This window comes from Dyella sp. C9 (genome assembly GCF_003332825.1).
In the GTDB taxonomy this organism is placed as follows: Bacteria; Pseudomonadota; Gammaproteobacteria; order Xanthomonadales; family Rhodanobacteraceae; genus Dyella.
Genome location: NZ_QIRF01000007.1, coordinates 148,683 through 172,632, shown reverse-complemented (window position 1 = coordinate 172,632; position 23,950 = coordinate 148,683). Strand labels below are relative to the sequence as shown.

The window sequence follows — 23,950 nt, the reverse complement described above, 5'->3', positions numbered from 1 at the left end:
CTCGGAGATGGGGAATAGAGACTGGGCAGGCATAGTTCATTAAAGAACTAGCGGGTACAGATAATACGCCCGAACATCCGGAAGTCAATACCCGCCAGTACAAGAATTAAGCGCAGCGGCACCAGGAGCGCCCTGCGGGGCTCAGTAGCGGCGGTAGGTCAGCGCTTCAGCCAGATGGGTACGGTCCAGCAGCCCGGCGCCTCCATCGAGATCGGCGATGGTGCGGGCCACGCGCAGGGTGCGGTGGTAGGCACGGGCGGATAGTCCGAGCCGCTCCAGCGCCGCATCGAACCAGCGACGCTCGGCTGGCCCCAGGGCACAGTCGCGCTCCAGCTCGCGGGTGCTGATCTCGGCGTTGGACCGACCGGCACGCATCAACGCGTGGTGCCGCGCCTTGACCACCCGCGCGCGGACCGTGGCCGAATCCTCGTCGTGCTCGCCGCGCGGACTGCCGAGCTCCGACAATGGCATGCGCGGAACCTCCACACCCAGATCGATGCGATCGAGCAGCGGACCCGAAATGCGGGAGCGGTAGCGCTGTACCTGGTCCGGCGTGCATTGGCAGCGCTGGCGCGGATCGCCGGCATAGCCGCAGGGACACGGGTTCATGGCCGCCACCAGCTGGAACTGCGCCGGAAAGGTGGACTGGCGCGCGGCGCGCGAAATGACGATGTGCCCCGACTCCATCGGCTCGCGCCGCACGTCGAGCACATGCCTGCCGAACTCAGGCAACTCGTCCAGGAACAGTACGCCGTTGTGGGCCAGCGAGATCTCTCCGGGGCGCGGCACGGCACCACCACCCACCAGCGCTACGGCCGAACTGGTGTGGTGTGGCGCGCGAAACGGGCGACGGCGCCACTGCGCGGGATCCACCGCCTGCCCGGCCACGGAACGCACGGCGCAGGTCTCCAGCGCCTCGGTCTCGCTCATGGGAGGCAGGATGCCGGGCAGTCGCTCGGCCAGCATGGTCTTGCCGGTGCCCGGCGGCCCCAGCAGCAACAGGTGATGGCCGCCGGCGGCGGCGATCTCCAGCGCGCGGCGGGCCTGGCGCTGGCCTCGAACGTCGGCCAGGTCGGGCCCGGTGCTCTCTGAGGAAATGCCGGGCGCCTCGGCAGGCAGGGCCAGGTCCTGCGCCCCGCGCAGCCAGCCGCATACTTCGGCCAGGGTGTCGGCGACCAGCACGTCGGCATCCGACACCAGCGCAGCCTCCGCTGCGTTGGCGCGCGGCACCACCACGCGGCGGCCACGCGCACGCGCCCGCAACAGTGCCGGCAGTACGCCGGAGACTCCGCGCAAGGCGCCGGACAACGCCAGCTCGCCCAGAAACTCGCAGTCATCCAGCTTCTCGCGCGGCACCTGCCCGCCAGCGGCCAGGATGCCCAGTGCGATGGCCAGGTCGAAGCGGCCGCCGTCCTTGGGCAGCTCCGCCGGGGCGAGGTTCACGGTGACCTTGCGGTTGGGGTATTCGAAAGCGGTGTTCTGGATCGCCACGCGCACACGATCGCGCGCCTCGCGCACAGCCGCTTCAGGCAGTCCGACAATATTGGTACCGGGCAGCCCCCCGGAAAGGTGCACCTCGACCATCACCTGCGGAGCTGCCACGCCTTCCTGGGCACGGCTGAGCGTGACAGCAAGGCTCATGGGACCGACAGCGCCTCGAGGCGTTGAGCGGAGCAGCTGCCAGGTTCAGACACGGAGCGACTCCCTCGTGCGGCCTGCGGTGAAAATAGCCGCCCCCGATCGTTCTCGGGGTGAGGGTGACGGATCGGGGGCGGCTCCCGGGACGTGGGCCCGCGCCCCCCGTTGCTCAGGGTGCCGCGCTGGCCTCGAGCTGTGCGATTCGTTGCTCCAGAGCCTCGACCTTGGCGCGGGTGCGCGCCAGCAGCTGGGCCTGGACTTCAAACTCTTCGCGGGTGACCAGATCAAGGCGGCGCAATCCCTGCGCCAGGACATCGCCGAAGTTGGTGCGCAAATCCTGGTGCGCCTGGGCCAATCCCTGTGGAACCAACGAAACAAGACGCTGGGCAAGTTGATCGATATCCTGCCTATCCATCATGGATAGCACCTCGAACTTGTCGAAAGAAAGTGTAGATTCACATCTCTAAACGCCACCATCGGCATGCTCCGCTTCAATCTGTAGGTATTTTCCTACAGAGAACCCCCAGGCGACAGCCAGCCGTCCAGACAGGCAAAATGTCCGGCCCGGGCGCGCCGCCCGATCGACGACGAATTCCGAGGAATACCCATGAAGCTGGTGGTTGCGGTCATCAAGCCGTTCAAGCTGGACGATGTGCGCGAGGCCCTGGCCGAAGTGGGCGTGCAGGGCATCACGGTGACCGAGGTCAAGGGCTTCGGCCGGCAGAAGGGCCACACCGAGCTCTATCGCGGCGCGGAGTACGTCGTCGACTTCCTGCCCAAGATCAAACTCGAAGTGGCCGTGGCCGACGAACAGGTGGACCGTGTGGTCGAGGCCATCCAGGCGTCCGCCCGCACCGGCAAGATCGGCGACGGCAAGATCTTCGTGCACCCGCTGGAGCAGGTCATCCGCATCCGTACCGGTGAACTGGACAGCGACGCGCTGTAAGTCCTTTCACGCCACCGGCGCGGTGGCCTGCGCCCGCTCGAAGCGGCGATGGTGCACCAGCAGCCCGGCGAAATAGCACACGTAGTAGCCAACGGTGAGGCCGAAGATGGCCAGGGTCAGCGGGCTGTTGCCGATGGCCGGGCCCTGCTCCTGCGGCACAGCCACCAGCAGGCGCCAGGCCAGTCGGCCGACCAGCAGCACCGTCAGCACGCCACCGATCCAGGCATTGGGGATGTACACGTCGGCTCCGTCGGCATTGCGCTCGAAACGGGTCAGCTTCAGGCCCAGCAGGCCCAGTGCCGCGCCAGCGACCACGCCGCCGGCCAGGCCTTCGAGCAGGCGCAGGTTGTGCAGCCCGCCCAGCGCCAGCAGCACGCCGATCAGGGACAGCACGCCAATGCGCGTCATCATGCGCTTGCGGCGGATCGGCTGGCGGCCGAAGAAGCCCCGCACGCGGCGCCAGACGATCCAGGCCATCAGGGGAATCATCAGCGCGTAGATCGTCTGCGGGGTCATGCGCGTGCCTCGGCGTCGGGAAAGCCCGGAGCTTACCGAGCCGCCGCCGCGCAGGCGACTGACGGCATTCCGCCATCGCGGATGACGCCTGTCACCCGCGATGGCCGACGGACTTACTTGGCCTTGCCCTGGTTGGCCACGGCGGCCATCTTGGCGGCGATGGCGTCGGCGTCGCCCAGGTAGTAGTGGCGGATCGGCTTGAGGTCGGCGTCAAACTCGTACACCAGCGGCACGCCGTTGGGGATGTTGAGCTCGACGATGGCCTCTTCGGACATGTTGTCCAGGTACTTCACCAGGGCGCGCAGCGAATTGCCGTGCGCCGCGACCACCACGCGCTGGCCCGAGCGGATCGCCGGCGCCAGCACGTCGTGCCAGTACGGCAGCACGCGGTCCACGGTGTCCTTGAGGCACTCGGTGTCGGGAATCATCGACGGGTCGAGGTTGGCGTAACGCGGATCGGTCACCGCCTCGTTGGCGGCGCGGTCCAGCGGCGGCGGCGGGATGTCGTAGCTGCGGCGCCAGACCTTGACCTGGTCCTCGCCGTACCTGGCGGCCGTCTCAGCCTTGTTGAGGCCGGTGAGGCCGCCGTAGTGGCGCTCGTTGAGGCGCCAGTCGGTGACCACCGGCAGCCACATCTGGTCCATCCCGTCGAGCACGCCCCACAGCGTGCGCACGGCGCGCTTGAGCACGGAGGTATGCGCGACGTCGAAGGCGTAACCTTCGGCCTTGAGCAGGCGGCCGGCTTCGGCGGCCTCGGCCTTGCCCTGTTCGGTCAGGTCCACGTCGGCCCAGCCGCTGAAGCGGTTGTCGAGGTTCCACTGGGACTGGCCGTGACGGATGAGTACGAGCTTGTACATGGCTGGGATTCGTGGCGGAAACCTGAAATGGTGAGGCCCGGCCCCGCCCCCGTCAAATCGGCGGATGCCCCTGTCGAAGGTCACGCTAAACCCCAGGCCCGGCAGGCGCATCTGAGGTCCATGCAACCACCTACACGGAGTTCGATATGCGCCACCACCTGATAGCCCTCGCCTTCGCCCTGGCCCTGCCGATGTCGGCGATCGCGGCGGACAACGATATCGACAAGGTCAATGGCAGCGTCCACGTCGACGCCGGCCAGCACGCCGGCAATGTCAGCACCGTCAATGGCCCCGTGCGCGTCGGCGACAACGCCGTGGTGGCCAAGGCCAGCACGGTCAATGGCTCGGTGGAACTGGGCGATCACGCCCAGGCCAGCAACGTCGACACGGTCAACGGCGGCATCAGCCTGGGCCAGGGCAGCCGCGTCACCGGCGCCGTCGGCACCACCAACGGCGGCATCCGCCTGGCCAAGGGCGCCGATGTCGGCGGCAAGGCCGGTACGGTCAGCGGCAGCATCAGCCTCGATGCCGCCCATGTGGGTGGTGGCCTGAGCACCACCAATGGCGACATCCTGGTGGGCGCCAACTCGCACGTGGAAGGCGGCATCCTGGTCGACAAGCCCGGCGGCTGGTTCAACTGGAGCAGCAACGACCGCCTGCCGCACGTGGTGATCGGCCCGCACGCGGTGGTGCAGGGCACGCTGGAGTTCCGCCGCGAAGTGGAGCTGCGGGTGAGCGACACCGCGCAGATCGGCCCGGTGAAGGGCGCCACGCCGGTGAAGTTCAGCGGCGACGCGCCGACGCAGTAAGACCCGCCTTCAAGGCCGTCATTCCAGCTTTCGCTGGGATGACGGATCAACGCCCGAGGCGGTTTAAACCCAGTCGCGCGGCTTGAGGTAGTCCTCCAGCCGCGCTTCGGCCGACCCGGGCTCGGGCTGGTACGCGTACTCGAAGCGCACCCGCGGCGGCAGGCTCATCAGGATCGATTCGGTGCGACCGCCCGACTGCAGGCCGAACAGGGTGCCGCGGTCATACACCAGGTTGAACTCGACGTAGCGGCCGCGGCGATACAGCTGGAATTCGCGCTCGCGCTCGCCATAGAGCGTGTCCCTGCGGCGCTCCACGATCGGCAGGTAGGCATCGAGAAAACCCTGGCCGACGTCGCGCGTGAAATCGAAGCAGCGCTCGAAGCCGCCCTCGTTGAGGTCGTCGTAGAACAGGCCGCCCACGCCGCGCGTCTCGCCGCGGTGCTTGAGATAGAAGTACTCGTCGCACCACTGCTTGTAGCGCGGGTACACCGTTTCGCCGTAGGGCGCGCAGAGGTCGCGCGCCACGGTATGCCAGTGCACGACATCCTCGTCATGCGGATAGAACGGCGTGAGGTCGAAACCACCGCCGAACCACCACACCGGATCGACGCCCTCCTTGCTGGCCTCGAAGTAGCGCACGTTGGCATGGGTGGTGGGCACATGCGGATTGCGCGGATGCAGCACCAGCGATACGCCCGTGGCGACAAAGCTGCCGCCAGCCAGGTCGGGACGATGCGCGGTGGCACTGGGTGGCAGCTGGTGGCCGTACACGCGCGAGAAATTCACGCCCGCCTGTTCGAAGATGGCGCCGTCGCGCAACACGCGGGTACGTCCGCCGCCGCCGGCAGGGCGCGTCCAGGCGTCCTCCACGAAACGGGCCTTGCCATCGATCTGCTCGATCGCCGCGCAGATGCGGTTTTGCAGCTCGCGCAGGAAGGTTTCGGCTTGGTCGGCTTGCTGGCTCATCCGCTGGCTCGTACGTTTTCGAAGGCCGCAAGCTTAGCAAGCGTCAGCGGCTTGCCCTCTGCGACGCTGCGTCGCGCAGGCATTCCACGCCGTGCCTGCCTCAGCTCAGGCGGGTAGTGATGCGGCGATGGCCGATCAGGCCGGCCCAGCGCACGCCGAGGTCGATCCACATCAGGTAGCCCGATTCCGCCAACAGGCGGAAGACGTAGCGGCGATTGAGCACCAGTCGCGGTTCGGCCGCGACCGGCACGCTGTCGAAGCCCAGGCGCCGAGCCAGCAGCAGGCAGCGAGCCAGGTGGTAGCGACTGGTCACCAGAGCGACCGGCGGCAGCACGCACATCACTGGCCCATCTTCCTGCAGGAGACTGCGGGCGTGACGCAGGTTCTCCAGGGAATCCACCGAGGCCTGCTCCAGTTGCAGGACGATCCCCGCCGGCAGCTCGTGGCGCGCCAGCCAGTTTCGGCCAGCCGCCGCCTCACTCAGGGTGCCCCCGCTGCGTCCGCCGAGCAGCAGCACATGCTCGGTCTGCGCCGAGCGCATCAGCGCCAACGCCCGGCCCAGCCGCTGCTCGTAGTCCGCCTCGGGATGGTCGCGCACCAGGCGGCGGCCGAACACCAGCACGGTGCGGTGGCCAGACACGGTCAACGGGCTGCGCGCCGCCACCCGCCACACGTGCACGAAATAGGCGACCCAGACCAGGCCCAGACTCAGCAGCACGGCGACCAGGGTGACCGCGGCCGCGTGCAGCACGTCGCGATCGCTCAGATAGCGCCAGGGGCCACGTTTGAGCGGGGCAATGATGGGAGGCACGACAGGGCAGGGCATACAGCGACGGGCTGATGGGGCAGTGTGCGCAGAGCGCGGGGTATGCGCAATCGTCGCAACGCCAAGCACAACAAACATGAACGACGACCCGTGCACGACTCGGCCAGACTAGGAAATGGCCCAGTCGCTGGTTAGGCTCGCGCGATGTCCGTGCCGTTCCAACCCCTTGCCGTCAGCGCTTTCACGGCCACGTCCGCGCTGGGCCAAGGACTAGACAAGCAGCTTGCCGCCTTCGCCGGCCCCTTCGGCGGCCTCCGCCCCAACGATTTCAGCAGCGTCCCGCTGGACTGCTGGATCGGCCGGGTCGACGGCGTGGAGGATGCTGCGCTGCCGGCCGCCCATGCCGTGTGGGAATGCCGCAACAACCGCCTGGCCTGGATGGGCCTGCGCCAGGATCGTTTCCTGGAGCACGCGCTCGATGCCCGCCAACGCTATGGCGCGGCCCGCGTCGCCCTGGTGCTGGGTACCTCCACCGCCAGCATCGGCGCCACCGAGGAGGCCTACCGGCAGCTCGACAGCGAAGGCCGCATGCCGGCGGCGCTGCGCCGGCCGCTGATCCACGCACCCCATTCGCTGTCCGGCTTCGTGGCCGAGGCACTGGGACTGGAAGGCCCGTGCCTGACCATCTCCACGGCGTGCTCCTCCAGCGCCAAGGTGTTCGCCAGCGCCGAGCGGATGATCCGGCTGGGCCTGGCGGATGCAGCCGTGGTGGGCGGAGTGGATACGCTGTGCGACAGCGTGCTGTTCGGCTTCAACGCACTGGAACTGATGTCGCCCGAGCCCTGCCGCCCGTTCGACCAGGGACGGCGCGGCATTTCCATCGGAGAGGCCGCCGGCTTCGCCCTGCTGGAGCGCACCGAGGCCGCGCCCCGGACGCCGCGCCTGCTCGGCTACGGTGAATCCAGCGACGCCCACCACATGTCCAGCCCCCACCCCGATGGCCTGGGCGCCGAACTGGCGCTGCGCGACGCGCTTGCCCGCGCGGGCCTGCAAGCGGATCAGGTCGACTACATCAACCTGCACGGCACGGCGAGCCTGAAGAACGATGAGGTGGAAGCGGCCCTGATCAGCCGCGCCTTCCCAGCCTCCACCCGGGCCAGTTCGAGCAAGGGCTACACTGGCCACACGCTGGGTGCAGCGGGCATCGTCGAGGCCGCCTTCGCATTGCTGGCGATCGAGCATGGCCTGATACCCGGCAACTACGGTTGCGCTACCCCGGATGCGATGTGCGGGCCGCACTTCGCGCTGGCCACGGAGCACCAGCGCGTCAACGTCGCTCTGAGCAACTCGTTCGGGTTCGGCGGCAACAACGCCTGTCTCGCCTTTGGGAGCGCTCCGGCATGAGCATCCTCCACGTCCATCTGGAAGGGGTCGGACTATGGTCGGCCGCGCTAGGCGATTTCGCGGCACTGCAGGCCCAACTGGAGGGTGCGGGAGTGACTCCGCCGCCGGCCCGCCCGCCCGCCGTGCGGTTACCGGCCAACGAACGGCGACGCGCACCGGAGAGCGTACTGCTGGCGGTGGAAGTCGCCGGGCAGGCCGTGGACATGAGCGGGCGGGCAGCGTCCGACCTGCTGTGTGTATTCAGCTCCGCGTACGGCGACCAGCTGATCTCGGACTACCTGTGCAGCGTGCTTGCCCAGGCCCCCACCGAGCTCTCGCCCACGCGCTTCCACAACTCGGTGCACAACGCGCCAGCGGGCTACTGGACCATCGCCACCGATTGCCACGCCGCCTCCAGCGCGATCACTGCGGGTACCGCCAGCTTTGGCGCCGGACTGCTCGAGGCGGCGACACTGTGCCTGGCCGAGCAGCGCCCCGTACTGCTGGTGTGCAGCGACATCGTCGGCAACGGTCCCCTGCTGGAAATGAGCAACACACACGCGGCGTTCGGTTGCGCGCTGGTAATGTCACCGCAAGCCGGTCCGGATACCCTGTGGCGGCTTGCCCTGAGCCTCCAGCCGCATGCCGGCGGGAGCCTACACCCCGGGCCGCCGACCGGCGCCTGGCATGAAGCCAACCCCACATCCGCATCAGCATGGCCGCTGATGCAAAATCTTGCACGTGGTGACGGCGAGTGCATGCTCGCTGCCGCTGAAACCCTGGCGCTGCGTGCTGTGCTGGAGAAGTCTGCTTGAATACATCCGATGTCCGCTGGTGCGTGCTGATCCCCTGCCTCAACGAGGAGGCGGCGATTGGCCAGGTCGTGCAATCCGTGCTGGCACTTGGAGCCTCCGTGATCGTCGTGGACGACGGCTCGGACGACCGCACCCCCGCGATCGTGGGGGCGCTGCCGGTCACCCTGCTGCGCCATGCGCAGCGCCGTGGCAAGGGCGAAGGCCTGCGCACGGGCTTTCGCGAAGCGCTGCGCCAGGGTTTCGACGCCGTGCTCACCATGGACGGCGACGGCCAGCACCTGGCCAGCGACATCCCCCGGATCGTGGCCGCGGCGAAGCGCTACCCCAACCACATCGTGATCGGCGCCCGCCTGCTCGACCGCGAACAGCAGCCCAAGGGCCGCCGCCGCGCCAATGCGGTGGCCGACTGGGGCATCTCATGGGCCTGCGCCCAACCGGTGGCCGATACCCAGAGCGGCCAGCGCTGGTATCCCCGCGCCGCACTCGACCTGGCCGACCTGCCGGCCGAGAATTTCGTGTTCGAGGCGGCGATCCTGATCGCGGCGACCCGCGAGAAGGGCCTGGGCGTGGTCTCGGTACCGATCGCCTCGCGTTACCACGGCGAGTTCCGCCTCAGCCACTTCAGCCCGGTGCGCGACGTGGCGCGCATCACCGGCTACACGGTGGGGCAGGTGCTTCGCCACGGCGACATCGTGGCGAGCTATCGCCGCTCGCGTGCGTCACGCCCGATCGTGTTCGACGCCGCCGTCACCTGAGCACGGCAAGGACCTAGGCCTGCGGGTGGATCACGGCGGCCCGTCCGCTGACCAGCAGCCGCCCCTGGTGCTCGACCCGGAAGGTGTACTGGGCACCGCTGGTGTCCGAGAACAGTCGTCGCGCATGGACGTCCAGACGTCCATCCAGCGCATCGACGTACTCCACCGCCAGCACCACGTCGCGCAGGCTCACCAGGCGACCCGGCCGCACCACCCCGCCACCATCGCGGCGCTCCAGCAGTGCGCCATGCACGGCCATGGCCTGTGCGCCGTATTCGGCCAGGTGCACCGCATGCAGCCCCGTGTCGCCGCGCAGCGGATGGTCGGCATGCCGGTGATTGCCGCTGATGGCGTGGATGCCCTCGTCGTCCCAGCGCAGCACCGCCTCCAGCAGGCACATGCTGCCCTGGTGCGGGATCAGGTGGGACCAGTCAGTCTTGTCGAGCATGCGGGGCCATCAGGATCGATAGGCAGAAATGGAAGGCGACGCCCAGGCTCACCGTGAGCCCGATCGCGCGCAGCACGGGAATCGAGCTCCACGCGAGCATGCCGAACACCAGCAGGGCCGACGCCACGCACACCAACGTGGCGTGCAGGGTACGGCGCCGTTCGGCGGCATCGCCGATGTCGCGCTCGAAGAACAGCGCATAGTGCAGGCCCAGCCCCGCCGCCAGGATCAGCGCCACCAGGTGGAACAGCGATACCTCCACGCCAGCGACGCGCTCGACCGCCAGCACCAGGAAGGTCGCCAGCGTCATCGGCGCCAGCACGTGCCAGGCCCGCCGCAGGCTGCGCAAGGCAAGCGTGACGGTCAACACCAGCAACGCGGTGGCCACCAGCAAGGCCCGAAGGATACGAGCGCGGTAGTCCACCACCAGCGACTCGGCGGCGACCTTGAGATCAAGCAGGCGCACCTGGCCCTGGCTGTCACGGGCGAACCGTTCGACGGCAGCCATGTCGTGCACGCCACTGAGTGTACCCAGGCCCAGCCAGCGACCATCGCGCTGCACCAGCATGGCGGCCAGGCGCTGCCCGAGCGGCGACGCCGCGAAACGTTCGGGCGTGAGCAGCGGCAGCGCCCGCGCCCGTTGCACGTCGTCGACGAAGGGAGCGAACAGGCCTGGCTTGAACGGCAGTCCTTGGCCGGCCTCCTGCAAGGCCTGCTCCAGCGTGGGGCGATCCGGCAAGGCCTGCTGCCGAGCACGCTGCACGCCCTCGCTGGGAAGATAGCGCGAAGGCCATTCGATCGCGTCCACCGCATGCGTCGCCACCAGTTGCTCGATCGCGGGCTCCCAACGTTCCGACAAAGCCAGCACGCCTTGCTCGGTCGGTGCCTCCACGATCAGCAGGTAACGCACGTCCGGTGCGCCCAGCGCCTCGCGCAGGCGCGCATCGCGCAGCAGCAGATCCTGTGGCAACGGCGTCAGGGCGGACAGATCGTTCTGCCAGAACGGTGCCTGTGCACCAGCCAGCATCATTACCGTGGCGATCGCCACCGCCAGTGGAATCCAGCGCGGCCGCGGCAGGGCATCCGCCCAGCGGCGAGCCGCGTGCAGCCACGCCATGTCCGCCACGTCACGCACACGCAGGGGCAGCAGGTAAGGCAAGGCGTAGCGGGTGCTGAAACCTGCCGCGAGCAGGCCCGTGACGGTGAACACCGCCAGCTGGCGCAGGCCATTCACGCCAGAAGCGTAGAAAGCCAGATAGGCGATGCTGGCTGACAGGATGGCCGTGAACAACAATGGCCACAGGTCGCGCACGCTCTGCACGGCGTCCTCACCGGCTCGCCGGTGACTGAGCACGCGTATCGGGTATTCCTGCGCCACGCCCAGCAAGGTGAAGCCGAACGCCAGCGTGATGCCGTGCACTTGCGGAAAGCACGCCACCAGCATGGCGATGCCAGCCAGTGCGGCGGTGGCGATCGGCAGCGCCGACAGCAGCAGCGATCCCACGCTGCGATAGGCCAGCAACAGCAGCAGCACGAAGCCGATGCTGGAGATGCGCCCGATCCATTCGGCCTGGCCGCGCGTCTGTGCATTGGCCACGACGCTGAAATAGCCTGGCCCACTCACCACCAGATGGGCGCCGGCGTGGTCCGGCAGCGCGTCGAACGCGTGACGAATGCCATCGATGGCCAGCCCCTGCGCGTCCGGATCGAAACCGGCCGCCCGCGTCTGCACGACCAGCAGCGCCTCGCCCCGGTCGGAGAACCACACGCCGTCGCGCACCTCCGGCGATCTCGCCGGCATCCAGCGCTGTGCCAGCTGCAGCACCTCCAGCGTGGGATCGCGCGGCAACAGCGGCTTGAGCAGAGTGGCGGCTGGCGAGGACAGGTCATCCAGCCGCTGCTGCAGCTGGTCACGCAGGAACGCGGCATCCAGCCTGTTCTGGTCGAGCGTGGGCGACAGCAGATAGCGATACGGCAGCAGCGCGGCGTCGAGCGAGGCGAGGTCGAAACTGCCGTTGAGCACCTGTGTGTAACGGGCATCCCCGCGCAGCGATGCGACGAGATGCTGGCTCAACCCAGCGGCCTGCGCCTCGTCACGCCCGGTGATAGCCAGCAGCAACAAGCGCGAGCCCGGCCCCTCGCCGACCTGCTCCATCAGCAGGCGCTGATCGGGCGTGGTCGGAGCAGGCATGAAGCTGCGCAGGTCGGTGCTGATGCGCAGGCGGGTGGCGACGAAAGCACCGAGTGTCGCCAAACCCCCCAGCCACGCCAGCAGCAGGAACAGCCGCCGGGTCGAGCGCATGCTCAACCGCCCGCGCAGAGCGTGGCCAGCGCTTCACGGGTGGGCGCCGGCGGCATGCGTGCGGCGAGCTCGCCCAGCAGATCGATGGTGAGGTCGCCATCGGCCTCCTGCATGCGCATGCAGCGCGGCTCGTTGCCGCGACCATCGATCTGGACCTGGCTGACCGCTTGCGCCAGGCGTGGATCACGCGGGGTGAGGATCAGGCTCCAGCGCGTGGCGTCGACGGCATCGCGCCGGATGGTGAAGGCCTGCTCCAGGCGTGTGGGATCGCCGCCGAGCAGGGCCACGAAACTGTCGAGCAAGAGCTGCAGCTGCGGCGCACGCTTCAGCGAGAAGCGGCGCACCTCGTGGCCGTCGCGCTGCTGCGTCACCTCGCCATCGGCGATGGTCGACACCTCGTTGCCGGGATGTTCGACCCGTCGCTCCAAGCGATCGCCGCCCAGCCACGCCAGCTGGCCGGACACCACCAGGGGCTGGTCCAGCATCTTCATGAAGCGCGCTTCGGCGAAAGGCGTGCTCGACGGTGCCGGCCGCCCGAGCGAGGTGACCAGGGCGCGCGCCGTGATGGCGTCCTCAGGCGCCGACGCGTTCGCGCACAGCGATAGGATCAGGCCGCACAGCAGTAGCCACGTCTTGCTGCCAGAAGTCATAGAAATTGAACCAGTTGTAGGGAGCCACACGCGCGTAGTGTTCCACGCGCCGGGCGTAGCGCGCGAGCAGCTGGTCCAGCGCGTGCGCACGCTCGTGCCGGGGTATCTCCACCCGCTCGGCAAACGGCTCGAAGATCAGCCGGTAGCGGTTGCCGCCCTCGTACAGGCCAAAACACAGCATGACCGGCACGCCCAGCGAGTGCGCCAGCAGCCACGGCCCCACCGGGAACGGCGCCGGTTCGCCCAGCAGTGGCGCGCGTCGCAACACTTCATGCTCGCGGCCGCGATCGGCCAGCAGCGCAACCATCGCCCCCGTCGCACAGGCCTCGGCCAGGGCCAGGGTGACCGACGCGCCACCCTGCGAGGCGTCGATCACGTTGGCGCCGATGTCCGGTGCCAGCGCTTCGAACAGCTCGGTCATCGCCGGGGTCTTCTGCTTGTCCAGCAGCACGCGCAGCTGGAGGTCCGGCCGGCGCGAGCTGAGCGCGCGCAACGCCTCGAAGCTGCCCTGGTGCGTTCCCACCAGCAACAGGCCGGTGCCGCGGTCCAGGCGCGCCTCGAGCTCGTCGAGCCCTTCCACGGTGATCTCGAAATCGCGCTCGCCATGCGCAAGCAGGAAAATCCTGTCGAGCAGGGTCGCGGCAAAACAATGGATGTGCCTGAGCACCTGCCACACCGTGGCCGGATGTCCCTGCACGCGCTCGAGGAATTCACGCGAGGCGCGCCGCTCGGGCTCGCGCCGCCAGTAAAAATACAGGGTGATCGGCCACAGCAACACTCGGCCGAGCCGGCGGCCCCCATAGAGCGCAATGCTGCGGATCACCCACAGCGCGAAGGGGCCGCCGCCTTCGGGCCGGCTTTGCCAGTGCTCGCTCACGACGCCTCCTCCACGGTGCCGCGCGCGAGCAGCTCGCCGTCGCGCCGGATCTCGAAGCGCAGGCGCCCGTTCGCCTCGGACAGCTCCAGCAGCGCAGCCTGGTCGGGCAGCAGCGGCGCAACGAACTTCGCGTCGACGATGCGCCCGAGGCGCGCGCCCCGCCATGCACGCAAGGCCTGAGCCACCTGCTCCAGCATCAACACGCCCGGCACCAGCGGTGCACCCGGGAAATGCCCCGGCAGGCACGGGTGGTCGGCCGCAACGCGGAACTCGCGCTGGAACGTCGCCGCGCTCATGGCAGGTCAGCGGTATGGCGCGACGGCATCCTGCTCGATCGGGGAGTGGGGAGGGACAACATCACGGGGCTGCCTGCTCGCTTCGTCGACAATGACGGTGGCCACAGCATGCCGCGCTTGCAGTGCACCATGCGCGCTGTTGGTTAAACGGCGCGATGCTGCTCGACATGGTCGGACAGGGTGCGCAGGGTCGCGAAAATCTGCCGATTCTCGGGATTGTCCGAGCGTAGCTGGAACCCGTAGCGCTTGGACACGGCCAGCGCGATTTCCAACGCATCGATGGAGTCCAGGCCCAGATCTCCGCCGAACAGGGGCGCATCCGGCTCGATCTGGTCCGCTGTGACGGTTTCCAGATTGAGGCTCTTCACGATCAGCGAAGCCAGTTCGTGTTGTGCGGCGGTCTGTTCGGCCATGCGCAATTCCGTACGTCGATAAGCAATCCCGCTCCCGAAGAGGGGGACCGTCGAGTGTAACATGGGGTTCTCCAGGCCCCGGCGGATGCCCATGGTTCAGGGTTGTGAAATGGTCAGGAGCGCACCGCCGCGTGCGCCCCGGGTGTCCTACCGGATAGCCGACCCCTCCACCGTACTGGACGAGCCGGGCACACTGGCATTGTTCGGCTTTGGCGCCGGCGTGTCGCGCAGCGACGATGCGCGCTGGCTGCGCGTGGCGCTCGAAAGCATCGAAACCGCCGCGCCGCTGGAGGTGTGGCAAGTCGATGGACCGGTCCGCCACGGCCGCCACGAAGGACTGCGCTGGTCCGCCGGGGCGGGTTGGCTGTTCGCCGTGCTGGAACTCGACGAACGCGAGCATGGCGGCCCGCGCGGGGCTGCCCAGGCCGCCTATGCTCAACTAAGTGCATTCCTGGCCGGACGCAGCGAACAGCACCTGCAACGCATCTGGAACTACCTGCGCGCCATCAACGACGGCGATGGCGACGCCGAGCGCTACAAGTTGTTCTGCGAGGGCCGCGCCGCCGGGATGGGCCGCTGCTTTGCCGACGGCTTTCCCGCCGCGACGGCGATCGGCCACCATCTTGCCGAGCCCCTGCTGCAGGTCTACGCGCTGGCCTGCCAGCGCCCCGGACAGCAGGTAGAGAACCCACGCCAGGTCAGCGCCTGGCGATACCCGAGCCAGTACGGCCGCACGCCGCCCAGCTTTGCGCGTGCCATGGCCTTGCCCGCACGGGACGCGCTGGCCATCTCTGGCACCGCCGCCGTGGTCGGCCACGCCTCCGCGCACACCGACAACCTGCCGGCGCAACTGGACGAAACCCTGGCCAACCTGGAAGCCCTGCTGGCCCGTGCCGGCATGCCGTACGGCTTCGATGCGCGGTCGCCACTCAAGGCTTACGTCCGCCGACCCGCGGACGCGCTCCCTGTGCGCGACTTTCTGCAGCGACGCCTGCCTGGCGTGCCGGTTTTGGTACTGCACGGCGACATCTGCCGCCACGAGCTGCTGGTCGAGATCGACGGCTGGCGCTACGCCTAGGAACCCGGCCAGCCGTTCGGTGCGTGGCAGGCGGGAAAGACCTGCTGGAAGCGACCGACCAATTGCTCCGCCAGGTGCGCCTGGCGCTCCGGCAATGCGGCGTACACCTGGGCCAGCGACAAGTCGCCCTTGCCACTGTCAATGGCAGCGATGGAAACACTGCTCAGCACCGCCGCCCGCACCGTGAGTCCACCCGTGCGGTAGCGGAACAGCGCCGTGCATTCGTCCGGGTGCGACTGCCAGCTCATCACCGGGTTGGTCTGGCCCAGGCGGATCGGCGGCGCTTCGTTGGTGATACTCGCCAGGTGCTCGCCGGCCTCGGGCAGCAGGCCCGCCGCCTCGTCGAGCAGGCAACCCTGGCAGGCGGGAATGACCGCGTAGCTCAGCCAGCCCGCCGAGACACCCTCGGGTGCGGCGTAGGTATAGACGGTATTGCCGTCCGCGCCGATCGACGCCTGCTGCACGCGCCAGCCGGCGGGTACCGCCATCCAGCCGACGCCATTACCGTAGAACCACTGCGGGGGATCCTTTGACGGTACGGGTGCATCGCCTGGCAGCGGCGGCACATGCGCCGCATCGATGCGTGCCCAGTCGCCAACGGCCGAATGCACGTCGATCAGGGTGACCGTGACGCCGCCGACGGTGGCCGCATGCAACGCGTAGTCGGTGCCCGCCGTGGATACCGCCTGTGGTGCCGTCGGCAACTCCCGCACACCCGCCGCGGCATGTGCCGCGGACAGCGTCGCCATGCACAACACGACCGCCGCAGCGGCACGCCATGACCTGAAGAACCCACGAATTTGCATGTGCCCCTCCTGTTGCGTGAACCGGGACGTTGCGTTCGACGCCCGGGCCGAAATCGATACGTCGTCGTCAGGACGACGGCCTGGCCTTGGCGTAGGCAGGATCCAGGTGGCCAAGGAAAGCTTCCACCTGTGCCTGCAGGTAGGGATTGGCCGCACCGTGGTCCTGATCGGCCATTTTCTGGTCGTGGTAGCTCTGGGTCTTCAGCAGGCTGCCGCTGGTGGAGTCGAAGATCTGGGCGGTACCCGCGTAGCTCACCATCGGAAGACCGGTGCCGCCGGTTCCTGCGAGCGAGTTCTGGCTTGGCGCCATCTCGGGTGAGTAACGCACGGCCAGGCGATACGGCACGGCCTGCTCGGTCGGCTGCGAGGGCTTGCCAGCCGAGAAGGCCGGGTCGTCGCGCGCGACGGTATGCATGGTCACGTGGTGCATCGTGGCCCACGCATCGAACTGCCGCTCGACGATCTCGCAGTTCACCGTCTTGCTTACGCAGGAGAAGTAGAAGCTGAAGCGCGCGTGTGCGTCAGCGTCGAACAGCTGGGGCGGTACCGCCCCTCCCGCACCGGTGGTGGCACAGCCGGCAAGCAGGCACGGCAAGGCCGCGACTGCCCATCTCCACTTGCCCATCGTCGGACTGCCCATGCCCCGCTCCTTGTGTGAAAGAGACCGCTACGGCGAAACGACCTGACGGCGAACGATCGCCTCAGGGCTTGCGCGTGGGACGGCGCCAGCCCGGAATGGTGACCTGCCGTGCACGCGCCACGGTGAGTTCGCCCGCGGGTGCATCCTTGCCAATCACCGAACCCGCGCCGATGGTGGCACGGGTACCGATCGTCACCGGCGCCACCAGCGCGCTGTTGGAGCCGATGAAGGCACCATCGCCGATGGTGGTGAGGTGCTTGTTCACGCCATCGTAATTGCAGGTGATGGTGCCGGCGCCGATGTTCACGCCGCTGCCGATCACGGTATCGCCGAGATAGCTGAGGTGGTTGGCCTTGCTGCCCTCGCCGATGCGCGCCTTCTTGGTTTCCACGAAGTTGCCCACGTGCACGCCGGCGGCCAGCTCGGTACCCGGGCGCAGGCGCGCGAACGGGCCGATCGTGCACGGGCCGTGGGTGACCACGCCCTCCAGGTCGCAATGCGCCAGCACCACCGTGCCGGCGGCGAGGTTCACGTTCTTCACGCGGGTGAACGGGCCGATGCGGACGTCGTCGCCCAGCACCACCTCGCCCTCGAGGATCACGTCGACGTCGACCTCCACGTCCATGCCCGCGCGCACCACGCCGCGGATATCGATGCGCAGGGGATCGGCCATGCGCACGCCTTCCAGCGCCAGCGCCTTGGCCGCGCGCTCGCGGTACTGGGCCTCGAGCTCGGCCAGCTGCCAGGGATTGTTGGCGCCCGCCGCTTCCACCGCGTCCTCGCATTCCACGCAGGCGGCCGCGCGATTCTCGGCCGCGGCCATGGCGAAGATGTCGGTGAGGTAATACTCGCCCTGCACGTTGTTGCGGTCGAGGCGGGACGTCCACCGCTTCAGCGCCATCGCCTCGGCAGCGACGATGCCGGTGTTGATCAGGTTGATCGCGCGCTGCGCGTCGTCGGCATCCTTTTCCTCCACCACCGCGCGCACGAAGCCGTTGCCGTCACGTTGCACGCGGCCGTAGCCAAACGGGTCGGCCACGCGCGTGGCCAGCAGGGCCACGGTGCCTTCGGCCGCCACCAGCCGCTGCAGCGTTTGCGGGCGGGTCAGCGGCACGTCGCCGTAGAGCACCAGCACGATGGCTTCATCGGGCACGTCCAGCAGCGCTTCGCGCACGGCGTGGCCGGTGCCCAGGCGCTGCGACTGCAGCACCCAGCGCAGGTCGGCCTGACCCTCGAACGCCGCGCGCACCTGGTCGCCGCAATGGCCGTAGACCAGGTGGATCGCCTGCGGCTGCAACGCTCGGGCCGCCTCCAGCACGTGCGCCAGCAAGGGCCGGCCGGCCAGCGGCATCAGCACCTTGGCCTTCTTCGACTTCATGCGCTTGCCCTCGCCCGCGGCGAGGACAATGACGTGCAAGGGGGCGGCTTTGTTCATCGGAATGCCTGTATGGAGCTAGCGGCGGAGCATAACAGCCACCGGCGGGACGACTTCAGTCATCTGAATGGCGTAGTGCGGGCGGCCGGCCGGTGGGCACCGCGGCGTCGACGCCGGTCACCGGCCGACCGTCCTTCCAGGCAAAGCGGAACACGAGATCTACGCTGAAGGGGCGAGCCTCGCTGCTCACCACGTGCGAATTGCCGTTGGCGTCCGCGGCCCATTGGCTCACGGTCAGCGGCGCGAAAGTCCACTGCAGGGCCGCCGCTCGCACCGCGGCGTCGAACAGGCGCTGCTGCGCATCAGCCTGTGCCTCGCCTTCGATGCGCACTTCGCTGACCTTGCCCTGGGTATCCACGAACAGCCGGGCGCTGACCTCCCGTGACGGCAGGCGAAGGTCTAGCAGCGAGGGAGGATAGACCGGCGGCGGCCGGTCCTGCGCCACGGCGCCACTGGATACCTGACCCAGGGCAAGCTCGTAGTGGGCGACGTCACCCTGATCGGCGGCATGGTACGAGGTATCGGCACCAGTCCGCGGCGAGGTTGGCGCCGCGGAAGGGTTGCTGGCGCAGGCCGCCAGCAGCACGGGGAGCAGCAGGCTCCCTGCACCGAGCCAGTGCCGGTCATTGAAGCGTCCTGCCCCCATGCTGCCTCACGCCCCGCGTTGTCTGGCCAAGCATAAACAAAACGCCGGCATGGAGCCGGCGTCGTGTCGTGCTGTCCTGCCTGACGCAGGCGGCGGCGCTTAGTGCTTGAGCGTCTTGCGCAGGCGCTCCAGCGCCTGCAGCTGGGTGATCGCCTCGGCCAGCTTGGCCTGCGCCTCGGCGATGTCCACCGCGTCGGTGCGGCTGGCCAGGGCGTCTTCGGCTTCCTGCTTGGCGCGCTGGGCGGCGGCCTCGTCCAGGTCGGAGGCACGCGCGGCGGTGTCCGCCAGCACGGTGACGACCTGCGGCTGCACTTCCAGGATGCCGCCGGACACCCAGAACTGCTGACGCTCGCCATTGCCCAGAACCACGTCGACGTGGCCGGCCTTCAGGCGGGTGATCAGCGGCGCGTGGCGGGGCGCGATGCCCAGTTCGCCCATCTCGCCGGTGGCGACCACCAGCTGTGCCTCGCCCGAGAAGATCTCGGCTTCGGCGCTGACGATGTCGACACGGAGGGTATGACTCATTGGTGTTCTCGCTTTGCTTCGAGGGAATAGGGAATAGGGATTAAGAGAATCGGGGAAGCAGGGTGCGCCAACGTGCAACGCTTTAGCTATTCCCTATTCCCGATTCACTACTCCCTGAAAGCGGCCGTTAGGCTGCTTTCTTGGCGCCCATTTCCTCGGCCTTCTTGATGGCCTCGTCGATGCCGCCGACCATGTAGAACGCCTGCTCCGGCAGGTGGTCCACTTCGCCGTCGACAATCATCTTGAAGCCGCGGATGGTTTCCTTCAGCGGCACGTACTTGCCCGGCGAGCCGGTGAACACTTCGGCCACGTGGAACGGCTGCGAGAAGAAGCGCTCGATCTTGCGGGCGCGCGACACGGCCTGCTTGTCGTCTTCGGACAGCTCGTCCATGCCCAGGATCGCGATGATGTCCTTGAGCTCCTTGTAGCGCTGCAGCGTGCCCTGCACGCGGCGGGCAACGTCGTAGTGCTCGGTACCCACGATATCCGGGTCCAGCTGGCGGCTGGTGGAGTCCAGCGGATCCACGGCCGGGTAGATACCCAGCGAAGCGATGTTACGCGACAGCGTGACGGTCGAATCCAGGTGGGCGAAGGTGGTGGCCGGCGACGGGTCGGTCAGGTCATCCGCGGGCACGTACACGGCCTGGATCGAGGTGATCGAACCGGTCTTGGTCGAGGTGATGCGCTCCTGCAGCACGCCCATTTCCTCGGCCAGCGTCGGCTGGTAACCCACGGCGGACGGCATGCGGCCGAGCAGCGCGGACACTTCGGTACCGGCCAGCGTGTAGCGGTAGATGTTGTCCACGAACAGCAGCACGTCCTTGCCCTTGCCGTGCTCGTCCTTCTCGTCACGGAAGTACTCGGCCATGGTCAGGCCGGTCAGCGCCACGCGCAGACGGTTGCCCGGCGGCTCGTTCATCTGGCCGTACACCATGGCCACCTTGTCGAGCACGTTGGAGTCCTTCATCTCGTGGTAGAAGTCGTTGCCCTCACGGGTACGCTCACCCACGCCGGCGAACACGGACAGACCCGAGTGCGCCTTGGCGATGTTGTTGATCAACTCCATCATGTTCACGGTCTTGCCCACGCCGGCGCCGCCGAACAGGCCGACCTTGCCGCCCTTGGCGAACGGGCAGACCAGGTCGATGACCTTGATGCCGGTTTCCAGCAGCTCGCTCGAATTCGCCTGGTCGGCGTAGCTCGGGGCTTCGCGGTGGATGACCCAGCGGTCCTGCTCGCCGATCGGACCGGCTTCGTCGATGGGGCTGCCCAGCACGTCCATGATGCGGCCCAGGGTGGCCTTGCCGACCGGCACCTTGATGCCTTCGCCGGTGTTGCGGGCCAGCAGGCCGCGCTTCAGGCCATCGGTGGAACCGAGGGCGATGGTGCGGACGATGCCGTCCCCCAGCACCTGCTGGACTTCCAGCGTGATGTCGGTGCCGTCGATCTTCAGCGCGTCGTAAACCTGCGGCACCTGATCGCGTGCGAATTCCACGTCGATGACCGCGCCGATGATCTGTACAACTTTGCCCTGACTCATGGATGTGCTCCGGATGGATCTTTTAGGTTCGTTACAAGCGCCGCTAGTGCGTCGCTCTTAGTGAATAGTGCGGCCATGGATGGTCGCTTTTTGATTTGCCCTTGCAGGCATGGATGCCTGCACTTATACAGCCGCCGCACCACCCACGATTTCCGAGATTTCCTGGGTGATCGCCGCCTGGCGCGCCTTGTTGTAGATCAGCGTCAGTTCGCCGATCACCTTGTTGGCGTTGTCCGACGCCGCCTTCATGGCGACCATGCGCGCGGCATGCTCGGAGGCGAGGTTCTCCAGCACGCCCTGGTACACCACCGACTCGATGTAGCGGCCAAGCACGTGCTCGAGCACGGTCGCCGGATCGGGTTCGTAGATGTAGTCCCAGTCGTGCTTCTGCTCGAGCTTGAGGCCCGCCACCGGGAAGTCCGGCGAGGTCGGCGTACCCTCGGCCGCCACCATTTCCTCAGCCACCACCGGCAGCGGCAGCAGCGCATGGATCGCCGGCTTCTGCGTCATGGTGTTGATGAAATCGTTGTGCGCCAGGAACACGCGATCGAGCTTGCCGTCGGTGTAGGCGTCGAGCACGACCTTGATCACGCCGACCAGGCTCTCGACCTTCGGCTTCTCGCCCAGGTGGCTGACGCTGCCGATCAGGTTCACGCCCTTGAGGCGGCGGAAGAACTGCACGGCCTTCTGGCCGACGGCGACGACGTCGATCTCGGCACCCTTGTCCTGCCATTCGCGAATGATCGGCAGCAGGCGACGGAACAGGTTCGAGTTCAGGCCGCCGCACAGGCCGCGGTCGGTGCTGACGACCAGGAAGCCGACGCGCTTGACCACCTCGCGCTCCTGCAGGAACGGATGGCTGAAGTCGGTGCTGGCCTGGGCCACGTGCGCGATCACCTTGCGCATGGAGCGCGCATAGGGACGCGAGGCCTTCATCAGATCCTGCGCCTTGCGGATCTTCGAGGCCGAGACCATTTCGAGCGCGCGCGTCACCTTGCGCATGTTCTGCGTGCTCTTGATCTTGGTTTTGATTTCGCGTCCGCTTGCCATTGTTCTCGCTCGCCTTGCTCGCTCGGGGGGAATCGTGAATAGGGAGTAGGGAATAGTGAGAGCGTAGAACAAACCGGCTCTTGGCTATTCCCGATTCTCTATTCCCTATTCCCTGCTACTCACCAACTGCCGGTCTTCTTGTACTCGTCGAGCGAGGACTTGAAGGTGGCTTCGATCTCGTTGTTCCAGTCACCGGTGGCGACGATCTTCTTCATCAGGTCGCCGTGGTTCTGGTGCATGAAGGCGTGCAGGCCCTTCTCGAACGGCAGCACTTTGTTGACCGGCAGGTCGTCCAAGTAGCCCTTCTCGGCGGCGTACACGGACAGGGCGAGCTCGGCGATGGAGAGCGGGGCGTACTGCGCCTGCTTCATCAGCTCGGTCACGCGCTGGCCGCGGTCCAGCTGGGCACGGGTGGCCGGGTCCAGGTCCGAGGCGAACTGCGCGAACGCAGCCAGCTCGCGGAACTGCGCCAGGGCCAGCTTCACGCCGCCGGACAGCTTCTTCACGATCTTGGTCTGGGCGGCACCACCGACGCGCGACACCGAGATACCGGCGTTCACGGCCGGGCGGATGCCGGCGTTGAACAGGTCGGTTTCCAGGAAGATCTGGCCGTCGGTGATCGAGATCACGTTGGTCGGCACGAACGCGGACACGTCGCCAGCCTGGGTCTCGATGATCGGCAGCGCGGTCAGCGAGCCGGTCTTGCCCTTCACTTCGCCGTTGGTGAACTTCTCGACGTACTCCTCGGAGACGCGAGCGGCGCGCTCGAGCAGGCGCGAGTGCAGGTAGAACACGTCGCCCGGGTAGGCTTCGCGACCCGGCGGGCGCTTCAGCAGCAGCGAGATCTGGCGGTAGGCCACGGCCTGCTTGGACAGGTCGTCGTAGATGATCAGCGCGTCTTCGCCGCGGTCACGGAAGTACTCGCCCATGGCGCAGCCGGAGTACGGCGCGATGTACTGCAGGGCGGCCGACTCGGAAGCCGAGGCGACGACGACGATGGTGTTGGCCAGCGCGCCGTTCTCTTCAAGCTTGCGCACCACGTTGGCGATCGACGAGCGCTTCTGGCCGATGGCGACGTAGATGCACTTAATACCGGAGTCTTTCTGGTTGATGATCGCGTCGATGGCGAGAGCGGTCTTGCCGGTCTGGCGGTCGCCGATGATCAGCTCACGCTGGCCACGGCCGATCGGGATCATGGAGTCGACGGACTTGTAGCCGGTCTGCACCGGCTGGTCGACCGACTTACGCCAGATCACGCCCGGAGCGACCTTTTCGATCGGCGAGCTGGTCTTGGCGTTGAGCGGACCCTTGCCGTCGATCGGGTTGCCCAGCGCGTCGACGACGCGGCCCAGCAGTTCCGGACCGGTCGGCACTTCGAGGATGCGGCCGGTGGTCTTGGCGGTGTCGCCTTCACGCAGGTGCTGGTACTCGCCCAGCACCACGGCGCCGACCGAGTCACGCTCAAGGTTCAGCGCCAGGGCGAAGGAGTTGCCCGGCAGTTCGATCATTTCGCCCTGCATCACGTCGGCCAGGCCGTGGATGCGCACGATGCCGTCGGACACGCTGATGATCGTGCCTTCGTTGCGTGCTTCCGCGCCGAGCTTGAACTGCTCGATACGGCTCTTGATCAGTTCGCTGATCTCGGACGGGTTCAAGGTGGAGCTGGACATGGGTCGATATCCTGAATTTTGAGTCTTTTTTGAAGAGTCCGGCCAGGGATGGCCGGTTTTTGCTCTTCGCGAAATGGACTTCGCTTAAATCTTTGAGTTGTCCGGCCAAGGATGGCCGGTTTT

26 protein-coding genes are annotated in these 23,950 nt (G+C 67.6%); 6 read left to right on the top strand and 20 right to left on the bottom strand.

Annotated elements, in window-relative coordinates; all coding sequences use genetic code 11:
* Positions 1–141: 141 nt before the first annotated feature.
* Positions 142–1,641, bottom strand: a complete 1,500-nt coding sequence (locus tag DVU99_RS11160) for a YifB family Mg chelatase-like AAA ATPase (protein WP_114240285.1) — start codon at positions 1,639–1,641, stop codon at positions 142–144.
* 166 nt (positions 1,642–1,807) lie between these two features.
* Positions 1,808–2,056, bottom strand: coding sequence for an accessory factor UbiK family protein (locus DVU99_RS11155; RefSeq protein WP_114240284.1), 249 nt, complete (start codon positions 2,054–2,056; stop codon positions 1,808–1,810).
* Between the two features lie 189 nt (positions 2,057–2,245).
* Here DVU99_RS11155 and glnK point away from each other — a divergent pair, with 189 nt between their 5' ends.
* Positions 2,246–2,584, top strand: coding sequence for a P-II family nitrogen regulator (glnK, locus tag DVU99_RS11150; protein WP_114240283.1), 339 nt, complete (start codon positions 2,246–2,248; stop codon positions 2,582–2,584).
* Positions 2,585–2,590: 6 nt separating this feature from the next.
* Here glnK and DVU99_RS11145 read toward each other — a convergent pair whose 3' ends face one another.
* Positions 2,591–3,100 (bottom strand): DUF1453 domain-containing protein, encoded by a 510-nt coding sequence (locus DVU99_RS11145; RefSeq protein ID WP_114240282.1) that lies wholly within the window; start codon positions 3,098–3,100, stop codon positions 2,591–2,593.
* 113 nt (positions 3,101–3,213) lie between these two features.
* Positions 3,214–3,957, bottom strand: coding sequence for a 2,3-diphosphoglycerate-dependent phosphoglycerate mutase (gpmA, locus tag DVU99_RS11140; RefSeq protein ID WP_114240281.1), 744 nt, complete (start codon positions 3,955–3,957; stop codon positions 3,214–3,216).
* Between the two features lie 146 nt (positions 3,958–4,103).
* On the opposite strand from gpmA, the gene DVU99_RS11135 reads away from it, so the two are divergent.
* Entirely contained in the window at positions 4,104–4,766 is a 663-nt protein-coding gene (locus tag DVU99_RS11135) for a hypothetical protein (protein WP_114240280.1), read from the top strand.
* A 63-nt stretch (positions 4,767–4,829) separates the two neighbouring features.
* On the opposite strand, the gene hemF is transcribed toward DVU99_RS11135, so the two are convergent.
* Together hemF and DVU99_RS11125 are read right to left on the bottom strand one after the other, a co-directional pair.
* The gene (gene hemF / locus DVU99_RS11130; protein ID WP_114240279.1) at positions 4,830–5,732 is read right to left on the bottom strand and encodes an oxygen-dependent coproporphyrinogen oxidase; all 903 of its coding nucleotides are present in this window, start codon (positions 5,730–5,732) and stop codon (positions 4,830–4,832) included.
* Positions 5,733–5,832: 100 nt separating this feature from the next.
* The gene (locus DVU99_RS11125) at positions 5,833–6,543 is read right to left on the bottom strand and encodes a YdcF family protein (protein ID WP_232823561.1); all 711 of its coding nucleotides are present in this window, start codon (positions 6,541–6,543) and stop codon (positions 5,833–5,835) included.
* Between the two features lie 159 nt (positions 6,544–6,702).
* Here DVU99_RS11125 and DVU99_RS11120 point away from each other — a divergent pair, with 159 nt between their 5' ends.
* From DVU99_RS11120 to DVU99_RS11110, 3 genes are read left to right on the top strand one after another with little or no spacing between them, the layout of a single operon-like run.
* A complete protein-coding gene (locus tag DVU99_RS11120; RefSeq protein ID WP_114240277.1) occupies positions 6,703–7,902 on the top strand; it encodes a beta-ketoacyl-[acyl-carrier-protein] synthase family protein in 1,200 nt (399 codons plus the stop codon).
* On the top strand, positions 7,899–8,696 hold the full coding sequence (locus DVU99_RS11115) for a beta-ketoacyl synthase chain length factor (protein WP_114240276.1): 798 nt from the start codon (positions 7,899–7,901) through the stop codon (positions 8,694–8,696). Before DVU99_RS11120 ends, DVU99_RS11115 begins: the two co-directional genes overlap by 4 nt.
* Positions 8,693–9,451 carry a glycosyltransferase family 2 protein gene (locus DVU99_RS11110; protein ID WP_114240275.1) on the top strand — a complete coding sequence of 253 codons (759 nt, stop codon included), beginning with the start codon at positions 8,693–8,695 and terminating at the stop codon, positions 9,449–9,451. The genes DVU99_RS11115 and DVU99_RS11110 overlap by 4 nt, the downstream gene beginning before the upstream one ends.
* A gap of 13 nt (positions 9,452–9,464) precedes the next feature.
* Here DVU99_RS11110 and DVU99_RS11105 read toward each other — a convergent pair whose 3' ends face one another.
* The 6 genes from DVU99_RS11105 to DVU99_RS11080 all read right to left on the bottom strand — a co-directional run bounded on the left by DVU99_RS11105 (position 9,465) and on the right by DVU99_RS11080 (position 14,437).
* Complete coding sequence (locus DVU99_RS11105; RefSeq protein ID WP_114240274.1) at positions 9,465–9,899, bottom strand: phosphotransferase; 435 nt, start codon at positions 9,897–9,899, stop codon at positions 9,465–9,467.
* On the bottom strand, positions 9,883–12,201 hold the full coding sequence (locus DVU99_RS11100) for an MMPL family transporter (RefSeq protein WP_114240273.1): 2,319 nt from the start codon (positions 12,199–12,201) through the stop codon (positions 9,883–9,885). The genes DVU99_RS11105 and DVU99_RS11100 overlap by 17 nt, the downstream gene beginning before the upstream one ends.
* A gap of 2 nt (positions 12,202–12,203) precedes the next feature.
* Positions 12,204–12,851 (bottom strand): LolA-related protein, encoded by a 648-nt coding sequence (locus DVU99_RS11095; RefSeq protein WP_114240272.1) that lies wholly within the window; start codon positions 12,849–12,851, stop codon positions 12,204–12,206.
* The gene (locus DVU99_RS11090; RefSeq protein WP_198670275.1) at positions 12,775–13,728 is read right to left on the bottom strand and encodes an acyltransferase; all 954 of its coding nucleotides are present in this window, start codon (positions 13,726–13,728) and stop codon (positions 12,775–12,777) included. Before DVU99_RS11090 ends, DVU99_RS11095 begins: the two co-directional genes overlap by 77 nt.
* A complete protein-coding gene (locus tag DVU99_RS11085; protein WP_114240270.1) occupies positions 13,725–14,024 on the bottom strand; it encodes a hydroxymyristoyl-ACP dehydratase in 300 nt (99 codons plus the stop codon). Before DVU99_RS11085 ends, DVU99_RS11090 begins: the two co-directional genes overlap by 4 nt.
* Before the next feature lie 143 nt (positions 14,025–14,167).
* Entirely contained in the window at positions 14,168–14,437 is a 270-nt protein-coding gene (locus DVU99_RS11080) for a phosphopantetheine-binding protein (RefSeq protein WP_114240269.1), read from the bottom strand.
* A 91-nt stretch (positions 14,438–14,528) separates the two neighbouring features.
* Here DVU99_RS11080 and DVU99_RS11075 point away from each other — a divergent pair, with 91 nt between their 5' ends.
* Positions 14,529–15,515 carry a pteridine-dependent deoxygenase gene (locus DVU99_RS11075; RefSeq protein WP_114240295.1) on the top strand — a complete coding sequence of 329 codons (987 nt, stop codon included), beginning with the start codon at positions 14,529–14,531 and terminating at the stop codon, positions 15,513–15,515.
* On the opposite strand, the gene DVU99_RS11070 is transcribed toward DVU99_RS11075, so the two are convergent.
* From DVU99_RS11070 to atpA, 8 genes are all read right to left on the bottom strand, one after another.
* The gene (locus DVU99_RS11070) at positions 15,512–16,321 is read right to left on the bottom strand and encodes a DUF4850 domain-containing protein (RefSeq protein ID WP_114240268.1); all 810 of its coding nucleotides are present in this window, start codon (positions 16,319–16,321) and stop codon (positions 15,512–15,514) included. The two genes, DVU99_RS11075 and DVU99_RS11070, sit on opposite strands and share 4 nt — an antisense overlap.
* A 67-nt stretch (positions 16,322–16,388) precedes the next feature.
* Positions 16,389–16,961, bottom strand: coding sequence for a hypothetical protein (locus DVU99_RS11065; protein ID WP_114240267.1), 573 nt, complete (start codon positions 16,959–16,961; stop codon positions 16,389–16,391).
* 61 nt (positions 16,962–17,022) lie between these two features.
* Positions 17,023–18,396 carry a bifunctional UDP-N-acetylglucosamine diphosphorylase/glucosamine-1-phosphate N-acetyltransferase GlmU gene (gene glmU / locus DVU99_RS11060; RefSeq protein ID WP_114240266.1) on the bottom strand — a complete coding sequence of 458 codons (1,374 nt, stop codon included), beginning with the start codon at positions 18,394–18,396 and terminating at the stop codon, positions 17,023–17,025.
* Positions 18,397–18,451: 55 nt separating this feature from the next.
* Positions 18,452–19,042, bottom strand: coding sequence for a hypothetical protein (locus DVU99_RS19955; protein ID WP_198670274.1), 591 nt, complete (start codon positions 19,040–19,042; stop codon positions 18,452–18,454).
* 99 nt (positions 19,043–19,141) lie between these two features.
* On the bottom strand, positions 19,142–19,567 hold the full coding sequence (locus DVU99_RS11050) for a F0F1 ATP synthase subunit epsilon (protein ID WP_114240265.1): 426 nt from the start codon (positions 19,565–19,567) through the stop codon (positions 19,142–19,144).
* Positions 19,568–19,694: 127 nt separating this feature from the next.
* Positions 19,695–21,107 (bottom strand): F0F1 ATP synthase subunit beta, encoded by a 1,413-nt coding sequence (gene atpD / locus DVU99_RS11045; RefSeq protein ID WP_114240264.1) that lies wholly within the window; start codon positions 21,105–21,107, stop codon positions 19,695–19,697.
* Between the two features lie 123 nt (positions 21,108–21,230).
* Positions 21,231–22,157, bottom strand: a complete 927-nt coding sequence (gene atpG / locus DVU99_RS11040) for a F0F1 ATP synthase subunit gamma (protein WP_114240263.1) — start codon at positions 22,155–22,157, stop codon at positions 21,231–21,233.
* A 119-nt stretch (positions 22,158–22,276) separates the two neighbouring features.
* Entirely contained in the window at positions 22,277–23,827 is a 1,551-nt protein-coding gene (atpA, locus tag DVU99_RS11035; RefSeq protein WP_114240262.1) for a F0F1 ATP synthase subunit alpha, read from the bottom strand.
* Between the last annotated feature and the right edge of the window lie 123 nt (positions 23,828–23,950).

Excerpts from the sequence above, each read along its gene's own strand:
- DVU99_RS11120 (WP_114240277.1), top strand. The coding sequence starts at position 6,703 with ATGTCCGTGCCGTTCCAACCCCTTGCCGTCAGCGCTTTCACGGCCACG.
- DVU99_RS19955 (WP_198670274.1), bottom strand. The coding sequence starts at position 19,042 with ATGGGGGCAGGACGCTTCAATGACCGGCACTGGCTCGGTGCAGGGAGC.
- DVU99_RS11065 (WP_114240267.1), bottom strand. The coding sequence starts at position 16,961 with ATGGGCAGTCCGACGATGGGCAAGTGGAGATGGGCAGTCGCGGCCTTG.
- atpA (WP_114240262.1), bottom strand. The coding sequence starts at position 23,827 with ATGTCCAGCTCCACCTTGAACCCGTCCGAGATCAGCGAACTGATCAAG.
- atpG (WP_114240263.1), bottom strand. The coding sequence starts at position 22,157 with ATGGCAAGCGGACGCGAAATCAAAACCAAGATCAAGAGCACGCAGAAC.
- DVU99_RS11080 (WP_114240269.1), bottom strand. The coding sequence starts at position 14,437 with ATGGCCGAACAGACCGCCGCACAACACGAACTGGCTTCGCTGATCGTG.
- DVU99_RS11160 (WP_114240285.1), bottom strand. The coding sequence starts at position 1,641 with ATGAGCCTTGCTGTCACGCTCAGCCGTGCCCAGGAAGGCGTGGCAGCT.
- DVU99_RS11095 (WP_114240272.1), bottom strand. The coding sequence starts at position 12,851 with ATGACTTCTGGCAGCAAGACGTGGCTACTGCTGTGCGGCCTGATCCTA.
- hemF (WP_114240279.1), bottom strand. The coding sequence starts at position 5,732 with ATGAGCCAGCAAGCCGACCAAGCCGAAACCTTCCTGCGCGAGCTGCAA.
- DVU99_RS11070 (WP_114240268.1), bottom strand. The coding sequence starts at position 16,321 with ATGCAAATTCGTGGGTTCTTCAGGTCATGGCGTGCCGCTGCGGCGGTC.
- DVU99_RS11145 (WP_114240282.1), bottom strand. The coding sequence starts at position 3,100 with ATGACCCCGCAGACGATCTACGCGCTGATGATTCCCCTGATGGCCTGG.
- DVU99_RS11085 (WP_114240270.1), bottom strand. The coding sequence starts at position 14,024 with ATGAGCGCGGCGACGTTCCAGCGCGAGTTCCGCGTTGCGGCCGACCAC.
- DVU99_RS11075 (WP_114240295.1), top strand. The coding sequence starts at position 14,529 with ATGGTTCAGGGTTGTGAAATGGTCAGGAGCGCACCGCCGCGTGCGCCC.
- DVU99_RS11050 (WP_114240265.1), bottom strand. The coding sequence starts at position 19,567 with ATGAGTCATACCCTCCGTGTCGACATCGTCAGCGCCGAAGCCGAGATC.
- DVU99_RS11115 (WP_114240276.1), top strand. The coding sequence starts at position 7,899 with ATGAGCATCCTCCACGTCCATCTGGAAGGGGTCGGACTATGGTCGGCC.
- gpmA (WP_114240281.1), bottom strand. The coding sequence starts at position 3,957 with ATGTACAAGCTCGTACTCATCCGTCACGGCCAGTCCCAGTGGAACCTC.
- DVU99_RS11100 (WP_114240273.1), bottom strand. The coding sequence starts at position 12,201 with ATGCGCTCGACCCGGCGGCTGTTCCTGCTGCTGGCGTGGCTGGGGGGT.
- DVU99_RS11105 (WP_114240274.1), bottom strand. The coding sequence starts at position 9,899 with ATGCTCGACAAGACTGACTGGTCCCACCTGATCCCGCACCAGGGCAGC.
- DVU99_RS11155 (WP_114240284.1), bottom strand. The coding sequence starts at position 2,056 with ATGATGGATAGGCAGGATATCGATCAACTTGCCCAGCGTCTTGTTTCG.
- atpD (WP_114240264.1), bottom strand. The coding sequence starts at position 21,107 with ATGAGTCAGGGCAAAGTTGTACAGATCATCGGCGCGGTCATCGACGTG.
- DVU99_RS11135 (WP_114240280.1), top strand. The coding sequence starts at position 4,104 with ATGCGCCACCACCTGATAGCCCTCGCCTTCGCCCTGGCCCTGCCGATG.
- glnK (WP_114240283.1), top strand. The coding sequence starts at position 2,246 with ATGAAGCTGGTGGTTGCGGTCATCAAGCCGTTCAAGCTGGACGATGTG.
- glmU (WP_114240266.1), bottom strand. The coding sequence starts at position 18,396 with ATGAACAAAGCCGCCCCCTTGCACGTCATTGTCCTCGCCGCGGGCGAG.